This is a genomic window from Clostridium homopropionicum DSM 5847 (genome assembly GCF_001263795.1).
In the GTDB taxonomy this organism is placed as follows: domain Bacteria; phylum Bacillota; class Clostridia; order Clostridiales; family Clostridiaceae; genus Clostridium_H; species Clostridium_H homopropionicum.
This window is the reverse complement of sequence record NZ_LHUR01000004.1, coordinates 1-12,002: the sequence shown is the minus strand read 5'-3', so window position 1 is coordinate 12,002 and position 12,002 is coordinate 1. Positions and strand designations below refer to the sequence as shown.

General features: G+C 30.9%; 16 protein-coding genes. 11 read left to right on the top strand and 5 right to left on the bottom strand.

What is annotated here, in order from left to right; translation table 11 throughout:
- Positions 1 to 82 precede the first annotated feature (82 nt).
- Positions 83 to 766 (bottom strand): NHL repeat-containing protein, encoded by a 684-nt coding sequence (locus tag CLHOM_RS18430; RefSeq protein WP_074783026.1) that lies wholly within the window; start codon positions 764 to 766, stop codon positions 83 to 85.
- A 242-nt stretch (positions 767 to 1,008) separates the two neighbouring features.
- On the opposite strand from CLHOM_RS18430, the gene CLHOM_RS18625 reads away from it, so the two are divergent.
- The gene (locus tag CLHOM_RS18625; RefSeq protein ID WP_052219642.1) at positions 1,009 to 2,046 is read left to right on the top strand and encodes an RpnC/YadD family protein; all 1,038 of its coding nucleotides are present in this window, start codon (positions 1,009 to 1,011) and stop codon (positions 2,044 to 2,046) included.
- Between the two features lie 90 nt (positions 2,047 to 2,136).
- Here CLHOM_RS18625 and CLHOM_RS00090 read toward each other — a convergent pair whose 3' ends face one another.
- The 4 genes from CLHOM_RS00090 to CLHOM_RS00075 form a co-directional block, all read right to left on the bottom strand.
- Positions 2,137 to 2,373: a hypothetical protein gene (locus tag CLHOM_RS00090; protein ID WP_052219641.1), complete on the bottom strand. Its 237-nt coding sequence runs from the start codon at positions 2,371 to 2,373 to the stop codon at positions 2,137 to 2,139.
- Positions 2,374 to 2,380: 7 nt separating this feature from the next.
- Positions 2,381 to 2,761, bottom strand: coding sequence for a hypothetical protein (locus CLHOM_RS00085; RefSeq protein ID WP_052219640.1), 381 nt, complete (start codon positions 2,759 to 2,761; stop codon positions 2,381 to 2,383).
- Positions 2,762 to 2,835: 74 nt separating this feature from the next.
- The gene (locus tag CLHOM_RS00080; RefSeq protein WP_052219639.1) at positions 2,836 to 3,513 is read right to left on the bottom strand and encodes a zf-HC2 domain-containing protein; all 678 of its coding nucleotides are present in this window, start codon (positions 3,511 to 3,513) and stop codon (positions 2,836 to 2,838) included.
- A 4-nt stretch (positions 3,514 to 3,517) separates the two neighbouring features.
- Complete coding sequence (locus tag CLHOM_RS00075) at positions 3,518 to 3,988, bottom strand: RNA polymerase sigma factor (RefSeq protein WP_341375785.1); 471 nt, start codon at positions 3,986 to 3,988, stop codon at positions 3,518 to 3,520.
- A gap of 430 nt (positions 3,989 to 4,418) precedes the next feature.
- Here CLHOM_RS00075 and CLHOM_RS18620 point away from each other — a divergent pair, with 430 nt between their 5' ends.
- The 10 genes from CLHOM_RS18620 to CLHOM_RS00030 all read left to right on the top strand — a co-directional run bounded on the left by CLHOM_RS18620 (position 4,419) and on the right by CLHOM_RS00030 (position 11,798).
- Positions 4,419 to 4,601 carry a hypothetical protein gene (locus tag CLHOM_RS18620; protein WP_052219637.1) on the top strand — a complete coding sequence of 61 codons (183 nt, stop codon included), beginning with the start codon at positions 4,419 to 4,421 and terminating at the stop codon, positions 4,599 to 4,601.
- 239 nt (positions 4,602 to 4,840) lie between these two features.
- Complete coding sequence (locus CLHOM_RS00065; protein WP_242846714.1) at positions 4,841 to 6,208, top strand: MBOAT family O-acyltransferase; 1,368 nt, start codon at positions 4,841 to 4,843, stop codon at positions 6,206 to 6,208.
- Positions 6,171 to 7,250, top strand: a complete 1,080-nt coding sequence (locus CLHOM_RS00060; protein ID WP_052219635.1) for a DUF1574 family protein — start codon at positions 6,171 to 6,173, stop codon at positions 7,248 to 7,250. The genes CLHOM_RS00065 and CLHOM_RS00060 overlap by 38 nt, the downstream gene beginning before the upstream one ends.
- A 149-nt stretch (positions 7,251 to 7,399) precedes the next feature.
- Entirely contained in the window at positions 7,400 to 7,966 is a 567-nt protein-coding gene (locus CLHOM_RS00055; protein WP_052219634.1) for a Uma2 family endonuclease, read from the top strand.
- 78 nt (positions 7,967 to 8,044) lie between these two features.
- Positions 8,045 to 8,932, top strand: coding sequence for a DnaD domain-containing protein (locus tag CLHOM_RS00050; RefSeq protein ID WP_052219632.1), 888 nt, complete (start codon positions 8,045 to 8,047; stop codon positions 8,930 to 8,932).
- A gap of 11 nt (positions 8,933 to 8,943) precedes the next feature.
- Positions 8,944 to 10,230, top strand: coding sequence for a replicative DNA helicase (dnaB, locus tag CLHOM_RS00045; protein ID WP_052219630.1), 1,287 nt, complete (start codon positions 8,944 to 8,946; stop codon positions 10,228 to 10,230).
- A gap of 101 nt (positions 10,231 to 10,331) precedes the next feature.
- Entirely contained in the window at positions 10,332 to 10,784 is a 453-nt protein-coding gene (locus CLHOM_RS00040) for a coiled-coil domain-containing protein (protein WP_052219629.1), read from the top strand.
- A gap of 26 nt (positions 10,785 to 10,810) precedes the next feature.
- On the top strand, positions 10,811 to 11,035 hold the full coding sequence (locus tag CLHOM_RS18105) for a hypothetical protein (RefSeq protein WP_052219627.1): 225 nt from the start codon (positions 10,811 to 10,813) through the stop codon (positions 11,033 to 11,035).
- On the top strand, positions 11,035 to 11,160 hold the full coding sequence (locus tag CLHOM_RS18770) for a hypothetical protein (protein WP_278321715.1): 126 nt from the start codon (positions 11,035 to 11,037) through the stop codon (positions 11,158 to 11,160). Before CLHOM_RS18105 ends, CLHOM_RS18770 begins: the two co-directional genes overlap by 1 nt.
- Before the next feature lie 377 nt (positions 11,161 to 11,537).
- Entirely contained in the window at positions 11,538 to 11,798 is a 261-nt protein-coding gene (locus CLHOM_RS00030) for a LexA family protein (RefSeq protein ID WP_052219626.1), read from the top strand.
- The last annotated feature ends 204 nt before the right edge of the window (positions 11,799 to 12,002 follow it).

Here is a 12,002-nt window from a genome sequence, read left to right as displayed (position 1 = left end):
ATAATATACAGTATAGTACTGATAGATTACTGAGATCTATTTTCTTAAACTTACATTTTTCTACAAAGTTATTATTTCTAAATTACTTGCCAAAAGAAAGAGAATACACAAAATTATTTACACAGCCTTGTAGCCTAACAATTTCTTTTCCGTTAATCTTAAAATATTCCCATGTAGGCTCAGTAAATTTAAGATACTCTTTCACCTGGTTCGTGGCCAAATCTACCGTACAAATTCTATAATTACCCATGTCGCATATATATAATTTATGATCATAAACTATTGCAGATTCAGGGTAATTAAAAATTCCATTTGTTCGTTCACCTATTGATATCTCCTCACCAAAACTATTTAGCGAAAATTTTTTTATCATATTTGAAACAGGGTATACACACCAAAGAAAATTCTTATAAAATGCTATACTGTATATACTGTCATGCTTACACATTGAATCATTTATCCAAAGTAAATTGCCATTCTTATCGAATTTATGAATATATGAGCCTTTAAATTCTGTAGCAATTATTGAACCATCTTCCAGTGTTACATAACTTGGTAGTGCTGGGTGATTATTAAAAAATTTTAATATATTTTTATACCCTAAACCAAATTTCCACTTAGAATAAGTATCCTTATCTATCTCACAAATATTATCAAATGAATAACTGAAATAACCTATTTCCTCACCTCTATCAGAAATCTCATGATATAGAAAACTATCATCCTTAGGAACTATTGACCAACCCTTTTCAGATATCAATTTCATAATATGTTCCTCCAAAACACTTTAACACTTTAATTCTTTATATCTTACTATCGTCCATGCGTTTCATTATACTGGATAATAATTGAATTTTCAAATATTTAGAATCATTTGATAAATATTACCTTTACTGTTTTACAACGCTTTAATATTTTAGAATAAAGTTATCGAACATATGTTTGAAAAAAGGAGTTGATTGGTAATAATATTAATGTAATGTATTCTAAAATGTGAGGTAAACTATAATGAACATCTTTAACAACTTTTGCTACAATACCAATTTTATTAATGAGGATAAGGTGGGATATAAAAGCTATCTGCAGATGGATGCTATAATGAAAAAACTTTTCAGCATAAAAAATCCAATACCCATTATTGATTTTTTAAATTCAATATATGGGGATAATATCAGCTATGACGCTAAGATAAGTTATAGTGATAAAGAAATTATAAATAGAAAAAATAATTCTAGTAAGCTAATAAGCTTCTATGCTGATATGTACATAACTATAACAGAGGGTAATGATGTATATGAATATGCTTTAGAGTTTCAAACAATATTTGATAAGGAAATTGCTGTTAGAGTTTTTAGGTATAGCTTTGAAAGAGCTGTGAAATTAGCAGATTATTCAAATGCAAAGGAAAGCATAAAGTTAAAAATGCCAGAACCTTATATTATTCTTATTGGGGAGATAGAAGGAGTAAATGATACTATTAAATTAGAAATGGAATTTGGTAAAGGTGTCTTATTTGATTATGATATAAAAGTGCTTAAGTATTGGACTTACGATTTAAAAAAGCTTTATGAGCAAAATATGTATCTGCTTTATCCTCTTCAGATTTTCAAACTCAGAAAGAGAATGAGTGAAGTTAGTTCTAGCAAAAGGGCAGATGAAATAAAAAAATCTGATATGTTTCAACTATACGAAGAAATGCTGGTTCTTCTAAAAAATACACTTAAAGCTATTGATAAGGCCTATGAAGATGGTAAAATAGAGATAGCAGACTATGATGAAATGAATATAATTATTGAAAATTTGAATTCATATTTTATAAATATGTACGGAAAATACAGAAACTTTGATTTGGAGGTAGAGAGTATGGTAAAAAGCTTTTATGATCCAAGAATTGAAGAAAAAGGGAGAGAAAAAGAAAAATTCGATATTGTTCATAACATGCTAGCTGATGGAGAATCAGAAGAAAAAATAAAAAAGTATACAGGGGTTACTGACAAGGATATTGAGAAAATAAGAAAGATAATAGAAGCTCAAGGAGAGCATTAAGAAGTTAAACAAGTATAAGGTTGCTGCAGAATTATTTGATTCTGAAGCAACCTTTTTTAATGCTTAATATAAAGTAAATTATTATCAAGGTTACTTTTTACGGAACCCAAATATATTAACCATAAAACCAATTATTGTTAAAGCTTCACCAACTAAAAATAAACCAGTATTAGAATTAATAAAAAAGGCTATTAACATAAGCAGAGCGCCGATAATAGTAATTTCTAAGCCCAGAAGCATTAACTGTCTTGAAGTCTTGTCTATCTCTGAGTAGCCTAGAATGGCTGCAGTTATAAGTATTGTAATGATTGCAACTATAATATCCATGAATATATCACTCCGTTATAAATAATTTTTTCATATCTTCTGGAATTCTTACTACATCTTCAACTTTATAATCGCCCTTGCCTTGTTTCTGATTCAGTCTTACTAAAAGCATTTCGCCGTTTGAATACTCAATAACTTCATAGAGAGTATGCATACTAGCTTTAGTAGAAAGATTACTAAACTCCTTTAGCATATCCTTGGAAACTACATTCTTCCTTTGTTCACTGAATAATTCATTAAATTTTTCATATTCATTACCACCAATTCTCAGATCCAATAGTAATGTAGTATTTTCTGGAGTATCTGGTTTTAGTGTATGCCCTTCGCAAGCTACAAAGAGTGAAAGTATAAGTGTAAAAACAATTAATAAAAAAGCTTTTCTTTTCATCTTTTATCTCCCCATTAGCCAATACATTGGCTCTAATATTTTGCTGTTATAGCACTTCATAATAATTCAAAATCTTATTTTAGAATTTTATCTGGTATAATTACAACTTCATCATCTGCAAATTGTATAATGACTTTAACTTGAATAATTTTCATTTTCCCCAATTGTTTCTCAGTGAGACCTGCACGTTTCCTAGCCTTTTCCATAAAAGCCTTTTCTTTATCGCTTAACCCTTCTTCATTTATTGCTAATTTATATCCATACGTAAATTTTGTACCATCATAAATTGGGGATGGCAGCACCTCATAGGGCTTAATGATAATTATTTGGGTAGTGCCTTCTGTTGTCTCTTCAGTAAGATATTTTGTTTTCATATTTAATTCTTTGCCATTTATAAGATTGAAATCAATTCGCAATTTCCCGTTTTCTACACTTTGTGTATATTCCATATCTTTCATTTTTACAGGTGAACCTATAACAAATAGATAGGTCAAGATAGAGAAAATAAATAATATGATTGCAATAATAATTACAAGCTTTTTAACAGCTTTTGCTTTTATTTTCTTCAAATAATTGATTTCTCTATTTTCAGCTTCTAAGTTAATACTTTCTATTGGACATTTCATTTCTTCAAAAAGCTTATTACATTCAACACATCCTTGTAGATGTTCCTGTATTTCAATCGCTGTTTCTTCGCTAGTTAGTCCATCAATATAGATTGGCAGTAAGTCTCTAACAATATTACAGTTCAATATTCTACTTCACCCCTTTTACGATTTTTTGTTTGGCTCGATAGAAAGTCACCCTTGCCCAGGTTTCATCTTTGCCAAAAAATTGCCCTATTTCACGAAAGTTAAATTCACCCGATATACGTAAATACATTACTTCTCTCATAGGCTGATCCAACGAATGGATAGCTGTATATAACTGTAGCTTGTCTTCATAGAAAATTGCATTTTCTTCAGGTGAAATTTCAGATGAAGGCAAATTTTCACTAATAACTTCAGAACGAGATTTTTTTCTTTTTTCAAGTTCTTGATACCATATGTGTTTAGCAATTTGGCAAAGCCATACTGAAACCTTGCAGGAGCCATTATATGTATCAAGGGAATATATGGCACGGTAAAAGGTTTCTTGTGTCAACTCCTCTGCTAAATCTACGTCACGACAAAGGCTTACCAGATATTTAAAAACACTTTTAGCATGCTCTTTATATATTAAATCCATGTCTTGCAAATTTTCACCTCCACATAGCATATATCTCCAAAAACTGTATTCCGTTACAATAAAAATAAATATTTTTCTGATAATATATTTAAAAGTGTCAAACCCATTATTTACACTAATTTCTACTGTTATCCACGCATTTTATTATACTGGATAATAATTAAGGTTTCAAATATTTAGAACTATTTCATAAATATTACCTTTACTGTTTTATAACCCTTCAATATTTTAAAATAAAATTACCTGCTATAATGAGAAAACTTTTCAGTATTAAAAATCCAATACACTTAAAGCTATTGATAAGGCCTATGAAGATGGTAAAATAGAGATAGCAGACTATGATGAAATGAATATAATTATTGAAAATTTGAATTCATATTTTATAAATATGTACGGAAAATATAGAGACTTTGATTTGGAGGTAGAGAGTATGGTAAAAAGCTTTTATGATCCAAGGATTAAAGCGGAAGGAAAAGAGGAAGCAAAAATTGATATAGTTAAAAATATGCTTGCTGATGGAGAATCAGAAGAAAAAATAAAAAAGTATACAGGGGTTACGGATAAGGACATTGAGAAAATAAAAAAGATAATAGAAGCTCAGGGAGAGCATTAAGAAGTTCAACAAGTATAAGGTTGCTGGAAATCATTTGATTTCTCAGCAACCTTTTTTAATGGTAGCCTAAGCCTTATAGACAACTCTACTTAGCAATGTTAGAATTGTAATGTTATATCGAATAATGTTGAATTCTGGAGGAACATGGAACCATGCTGTTCAATTCATTGCATTTTGTATTGTTTTTTATAATAGTAACTACCTTATATTATGTCTTGCCTCAGAAATTGAGGGTTATTATGCTGCTTTTATTTAGCTGCTATTTTTATATGAGCTTTGTTCCAAAATATATACTTATTTTATTATTTGCCATTACAGTAGATTATTTTGCTGGTTTATATTTGGAGAAGCTGCAAGGGGAAAAGAGAAAACTTCTGTTGATTTTAAGTGTACTTACAAATGTGGGTTTGCTGTTTGTGTTTAAGTATTTCAATTTCTTTAATAGTAATATTTCAAAACTAGCCAGCTTTCTCCATTGGAATTATCCAATAGAGGGATTATCAATAATACTGCCAATAGGCTTATCCTTTCATACCTTTCAGAGTCTCAGCTATGTAATAGAGGTGTACAGAAAGAAGCAAAAGGCAGAGAAAAACTTTATCATTTACGCCTTGTATGTTATGTTCTATCCTCAGCTTGTAGCTGGACCTATTGAGAGACCTCAAAATGTATTGCATCAGTTTCATGAGAGACATGAATTTAAATTTGAAGGATTTATATTTGGTCTTAAGATAATGCTTTGGGGTTTCTTTAAAAAGGTGGTTATAGCAGACAGGCTAGCTATATATGTTAATAAGGCATACAGCTCTCCGGAGAGTTATAGTGGTATAGCATTAGTGGCAGCTACAATTTTTTTTGCCTTTCAAATATACTGTGACTTTTCAGGTTATTCTGATATAGCTATAGGTTCAGCAAAGACTATGGGATTTAGGCTTATGGATAACTTTAGACAACCCTATTTTTCTAAAACTGTTTCTGAGTTTTGGAGGAGATGGCATATATCTTTATCCACTTGGTTTAAGGATTATCTTTATATACCCCTTGGAGGAAATAGAGTTTCTAGGTGGAGAAGAGCGTTTAACCTTTTAATAACCTTTGCAATTAGCGGACTTTGGCATGGAGCAAACTTTACATATATTATATGGGGAAGCCTTAATGGAATTTTTCTTATACTGGAAAACCTAGTGCGAAATTTTGAGACGAGCTTTAAGAATAGATTAGAAGGAACTTTAGGCAGTTCAATATATTTACTTATACGAGCTCTCATAACCTTCTCCCTAGTATGCTTTGCATGGATATTTTTCAGAGCTACTTCACTTTCAAGTGCAATGTATATAATTAAAAGAATGTTCCAGTTTGATGACTTTGGAAAGGTAAGTAGTTTATTTCAAGTGACTTCCCATGGTGAATTTATACTTTGCGTAATCTTGATTTTATTTCTAATGCTTATAGATTATATAAATATTAAAAAAGGCATGTGGGAATTCTTTGATAGAAAGCCTATTGCATTCAGATGGTCATTTTATTACATGCTAATCTTTGCAATTCTAATATTGGGGGTGTATGACGTTGCGACCAAAACCAGCTTCATCTATTTTCAGTTCTAGACTTTGGATTAATAGATTAATTAAAGCAGCAGCTTTTGTAGTTTGCTTTTTTATAATAGAAGCTGAGGCAGCATTTTTACTAGACCCGGGGAGATATAAAAGCGATTTTCATCCTAGGATGAGATGGGAAGAATTTTATAATATTAGCAAGGAAAAAGAAAATTTAGATTTAATATTTTTAGGATCATCACATGCTTATAGAAGCTTTGATCCTGAGATATTTAATAGTAAACTTGGGGTTAATTCTTTCAATATGGGGCACTCTAGTCAGAATCCTGTGGACAGCTACTATGTGCTAAAGGAAGTATTGAAATATCAAAAGCCAAAGGTGGTAGTTTTTGAGCAGTATTTTGTAGTTGCTGAAGGAGAAGATTCTGATTTTATCTCTGCTACTTATACCTATGATTATCTTAAACCCTCCTTAAATAAGCTCTCTTGCTTAGTTAATGATTTTAATCCCAAAGATTATCCTAAAGCATTACTAATGGCAGTAAGAGATAAGGATAACTGGGCTAATAAAGCTTTAATAAAAGCAAATATGTTGAGAGAATACAACTTGTTTAAACAGCTTATTACAGGTAAGGAAGAAAATCAACAAGCTCCTGTGGAATCCTCTAAGGGTGAGGTTTATCAAGGTTTAGGATATGTAAGCAATGATGGAATTGCATCCTATTCAGAACTTACTACAGGAAATAAATTAAAGGATTATAAGGGACCTAACTGGAACGAAAAAAGATTATCATATGATGATAAGGTGTTAAAGCTGTGCAAAGAAAATAACATAAAGGTCATAATGGTAACAGCGCCACTTCCACCAAGTTCATTAAAGCTAATTAAAAATTATGATGAACTTCACAATAAATTTCAAGAGATAGCAGACAAAAACGGTGTTGAATATATAGATTATAATTTTATAAACAGAGAGAAAAATATGTTTACTGACAAAAATTTTAAAGATGCAGATCATTTAAATTCTTCAGGAGTTAAGATACTGGATGATGATTTAATAAAATATATTAATGATTTGATTGCAGCAAAATAAGAAGATAGAAGTTAAGAAGTCTAACAGGTTTTAAGTCATAAGCTTGCTGGACTTTTCTTTTTTATTTAGGTGAGCTATTGTTGTTAATATAAAAGTTATTGGATATAATTTAAATAGATTATATAATCAACGGAGAAGGAAGAAATACAATGGCTACTCCTATTAAAAATCAACAATATACTTATAAAGATTATATGAATTGGACGGAAGAAAAATATGAAATAATAGAAGGGGAAACATATATGATGAGTCCAGCACCTTCTAGAATTCACCAAGAAATATTAGGAAATATTTTTTTCTATATAAAGTCATATCTTCAAGGGAAAAAGTGTAAGGTATATGCAGCTCCCTTTGATGTTAGGTTGTCAAAGGAAGATTATTCTGATGAAAATATTAAAACAGTAGTGCAACCAGATATAACTGTTATATGTGATGAAGAAAAGTTAGATGATAGGGGAGCAATTGGAGCTCCAGATTTTGTAGTTGAGATTGTATCACCAGCTTCAACCTTTATAGATTATGTTAAAAAGCTCAATTTATATGGAGAATATGGTGTCAAGGAATATTGGATTGTAGATCCAAAAGACAAGAATGTGTTAGTCTATAAAATTGATGAAAATGGAGTTTATGGAAAGCCAGAAATCTATGAACAAGAGAATGAAATAAAAGTAAGTATATTTGAGGATTTGCTTATAGATTTAAGAAAAGTATTCTAAAAAATGCTTTCACCTTTCCAAATTTATCTATAAGTGCATATATAACTTATAGATTAAATTTTGGAGGGTGATTTTTTTATGGCATTATATAGACAATTACAATTATCATTTTGGCGTGACGCTTTTATTATGGATTTAACACCAGAGGAAAAATTCTTTTATGTGTATCTGCTTCAATGTTCAAACACAAAGCAGTGCGGAATTTTTGAGCTTCCTAAAAGAGCTATTGAATATGAAACAGGCTATAATAGAGAAACTGTGGATAAGCTTTTAGAGAGATTTATTAATTATGGAAAGATAGAATACTGCGAAAATACAAAGGAAATCATGATTTCCAATTGGATAAAGTATAATTTTATAAACAGTAAAAATACAATTCTGTGTATAAACAAGGAATTAAAGGAAGTAAAAAATAAAGAATTTGTGGATAAGTTTTACTCTCTATGCGAAAAACTAGAATATCCTATTGAGGAGATTTTTAAGGATATAGTTGGCTTTCAGAAAAAAACAAGGGGCTTACAAGGGGCTTATCAGGACCTAGGGGAAGAAGAAATTAAAAAAGAAATTAAAAAAGAAGAAGTAAAAGAAGAGCAAATAGAAAATTTAAATTTGCAATTAACTTCTAACGCTGCTGCCAAAGATAAAACCTCAGATATGGCTGATGTGGTACAAGTATTTAATAACAACATCCACCCAATAACTCCAATAGAGTATGAAAAGTTAAAGGATTGGAGTGTGGATATAGGCTGTGATGCTATTATTTTAGCAATTAAAGAGGCAGTACATCACAATGCTAGAACCATGAGCTATATAAATTCCGTTTTAAATAATTGGTTTACCATTGGACTTACCTCAGGTGAAGCAGTTATTGCTTACCAAAGGGATTGGAAGGATAAAAACAAGGATAAGACCAGTGAAATTCATTTTCAAGGTGCCAATGCTGATGCCTATGTCTACGTAGAATAGGAGGGGCACTTATGGTTAATAGATTTTACAACCTGGAGGCAGAAATAAATATTTTAGGAGCCTTATTTAGAGACAACAAGGCTTTTTGCAGCATCATTGATTTTCTAGAAAGTGATGATTTTTACTATACTAAGCATAAGCTTGTATACAATGCAGCAGTTAAGCTATATGAGGAAGATAAGCCTATTGATGTGGTTTCACTGTGTGAAAAATTAGGTGGGAGCCTTCAGGAAATAGGAGGTATTAGCTACTTAAGTGAGCTTTACGCTTCCTCCCTGCCCTCTAATAATGTGCTCCATTACGGAGAAATAATTAAAGAAAAAGCAAATCTAAGAAGACTAATGGCTCTCCTTCAGATGGAAATAAGTGAAGTCCAAAAGCAGGATAAAACCAGTGATGAAATAGTAGATTCACTGGAAAGCGCCTTTTTAAAGCTGAAAAGAAGAAATAATTTAGAAGATGGCAGCACCGAAAAGAGCCTAATGGAAGTTATAGATACAATAGAGTCCCGCTACAAAAATGGAGGGAAAATACCTGGCATAAGTACAGGCTTTAAGGTGATTGATAAAATTCTCGGAGGCTTTAACAAGGAAGAGTTAATAATTCTAGCAGCAAGACCCTCCATGGGAAAAACAGCTATGGCATTAAAGCTAGCTTTAAATACAGCCCTAAAGGAAAAGGCAAAGGTAGCCTTCTTTAATCTGGAGATGGGCAAAAATCAAATTCTTGAAAGAGCACTTTCCACCTTAGGAGAAATTAACTGTAACAGCATAAAAAATGGCTCTCTTACTGATGAAGAATGGATAAAACTCACTGAGGTTTCTAGAGACTTAGCAAGCTCCAGCCTATACATATATGACAAAATATTCTCTCTAAGGGGCATCAAAGGTGAATGTAAAAGATTGAAGCTGCAAAAGGGCTTAGACATAGTAATAATAGACTATCTTCAACTTATAAATAGTGAAGAAAGGGCAGAAAACAGAAATATAGATATATCTAAAATATCAAGAGAATTAAAGCTTCTAGCTAAGGAACTAGACATAACTGTAATTGCCTTATCTCAGCTTTCAAGAGCACCAGAAACCAGAATAAATCACAGACCAATGCTTTCTGATCTTAGAGAATCAGGAAGTCTAGAGCAGGATGCGGATGCTGTAATGTTTTTATACAGAGATGCCTACTACAACAGGGATACTGAAGACAAGGATATAATCGAGAACATTATTGCAAAAAATAGAAATGGGAAAGTGGGAATAGTGAAGCTTAAATGGATGGCGGAGTATCAGAAGGTGCTGTAGAATAAGTTTTTGATTAGATATTTCATAAGATTAGAATGCTATTATTTCCCGATAGATATTAAATAAAGACTTTGCTATAATATACCTAGGCGGTGAAATATATGGATATAGAAATTTTACAAATTTTAAAATCAATTCAAGGCGATGTTAAATCCATGCAAGGGGATATTAAAACAATGCAAGGGGACATTAGATCCATGCAAGGAGATATAAATTCTATGCAAGGCGACATTAAGTCCATGAAAGCTGATATTACAGAAGCAAATCACAGGATTGGAAGCCTTGAGAAAAAAACAGATAAAAACACTTTGCTTCTTGAAGATTTAAATAAAAAAGTTCAAATTGTTGGAGAAGTACAATTTTCATTAACTGAACAATTAGATAGAGCAAAAGATAAAGATGGAAGATCATTATCAGATAGATTTAATGTAATAGAATTAGCAGTTACAGATACATCACCAAGAGTAAAAGATATGCAAAAGGATTTAACACGAGTAATAAGAGCCACAGGAGAAAATTGGGCAGAAATAGCTGAATTAAAGGCTGTTAAATAAGTTAAAAGCAATTTTGAGGTGATATTTTGGATAATGAAATTAAAGATATACTCATTAAATTATTAGAAGGTCAAACAAGGCTTGAAAATGAAGTAAATGGAGTTAAAAACTATATAAAAAAGAATTTAATTAAACTTGAAGCAATAGAAAAAAAGATAGATATAATTACAGAAGTACAAACTTCACATAAAGAGCAAAATGAAAAATCATTCAAAAATATAGATTCAGTAATAGAGGAAAAGCAAGTTTAATGGAATTATCAGTAAAAAGTGCCTCGAAAGATGTTAAGGAAATAAAAGAAAGTATAGAAGTGTTAAAAGATATGACAGGAAGACATGAAGTAGATATTAATATATTAAAACGTAGACCAGTATAATTAAATAATTTATATACATAAAATAACCATTTTGCTAAGAGTAAGATGGTTATTTTTTTATATCTAAAGAACTGCCGTGTACCAGACCGGTACGCACGGTGGTGTGAGATTTGCGCTTAATAAAATAATTATTCAGTTCCTACTGGATTTTTGACCCAAAATACAAAAAAATTATGGAAATATTGTAGAAAATTTTTAAAGTAGGTGATAAGTGTCCAGTTTTTATGGTAAAATATACACATAAAGTGCAAAAAATGATAAATTTTTTTGCATAAGAGTTGATTGTGATTCAAACAAGTTCTTAATTCAGGTAAAACTGGGGGATATTATATGAATTTAAATATGCAGATATTAAGCATAATAAAACCTTCCATTTGATGAAAGATGATTCTCTTCCAGAGGAGCTAACCCTAAAAAATGGTGAAGCAGCTATAGAATATAAAGAGGATAATCTAAAGAAACTTGCTGTTTATGGAAATATTGCGGCAGTAATATCTATCCAAATGAATGAAGAGATAGAAAATAAATTGTACTTGCCAAAGGAATGGTTCACTGAAAATCAGCAGTACTTTGTTTTAAAAGTTAAGGGAGACAGCATGATAGGGGCCAATATTAATAACGGAGATTATGTAATGTAGAACACAATGATAAAATACATAAAAACAACGATTAAAAAGTGCATAGATCTTAATTAAATTATGGAACACTACCTATAAAAAAACAAGAGGTGGTGTTGTAGAAATGAAGGAGGATCTATGGTTGGAAATACGAAATGACTATTTAAAAGGACTATCAATATCAGAAATTTCAAGAAAATACAATATTAATTGGCGTACAGCCAA

What these genes read in the sequence shown, in the direction of transcription:
- CLHOM_RS18430 (WP_074783026.1), bottom strand. Translation starts at nt 766, where the DNA reads ATGAAATTGATATCTGAAAAGGGTTGGTCAATAGTTCCTAAGGATGAT.
- CLHOM_RS18625 (WP_052219642.1), top strand. Translation starts at nt 1,009, where the DNA reads ATGAACATCTTTAACAACTTTTGCTACAATACCAATTTTATTAATGAG.
- CLHOM_RS00090 (WP_052219641.1), bottom strand. Translation starts at nt 2,373, where the DNA reads ATGGATATTATAGTTGCAATCATTACAATACTTATAACTGCAGCCATT.
- CLHOM_RS00085 (WP_052219640.1), bottom strand. Translation starts at nt 2,761, where the DNA reads ATGAAAAGAAAAGCTTTTTTATTAATTGTTTTTACACTTATACTTTCA.
- CLHOM_RS00075 (WP_341375785.1), bottom strand. Translation starts at nt 3,988, where the DNA reads ATGGATTTAATATATAAAGAGCATGCTAAAAGTGTTTTTAAATATCTG.
- CLHOM_RS18620 (WP_052219637.1), top strand. Translation starts at nt 4,419, where the DNA reads ATGGTAAAAAGCTTTTATGATCCAAGGATTAAAGCGGAAGGAAAAGAG.
- CLHOM_RS00065 (WP_242846714.1), top strand. Translation starts at nt 4,841, where the DNA reads ATGCTGCTTTTATTTAGCTGCTATTTTTATATGAGCTTTGTTCCAAAA.
- CLHOM_RS00055 (WP_052219634.1), top strand. Translation starts at nt 7,400, where the DNA reads ATGGCTACTCCTATTAAAAATCAACAATATACTTATAAAGATTATATG.
- CLHOM_RS00050 (WP_052219632.1), top strand. Translation starts at nt 8,045, where the DNA reads ATGGCATTATATAGACAATTACAATTATCATTTTGGCGTGACGCTTTT.
- dnaB (WP_052219630.1), top strand. Translation starts at nt 8,944, where the DNA reads ATGGTTAATAGATTTTACAACCTGGAGGCAGAAATAAATATTTTAGGA.
- CLHOM_RS00040 (WP_052219629.1), top strand. Translation starts at nt 10,332, where the DNA reads ATGGATATAGAAATTTTACAAATTTTAAAATCAATTCAAGGCGATGTT.
- CLHOM_RS18770 (WP_278321715.1), top strand. Translation starts at nt 11,035, where the DNA reads ATGGAATTATCAGTAAAAAGTGCCTCGAAAGATGTTAAGGAAATAAAA.
- CLHOM_RS00030 (WP_052219626.1), top strand. Translation starts at nt 11,538, where the DNA reads ATGAAAGATGATTCTCTTCCAGAGGAGCTAACCCTAAAAAATGGTGAA.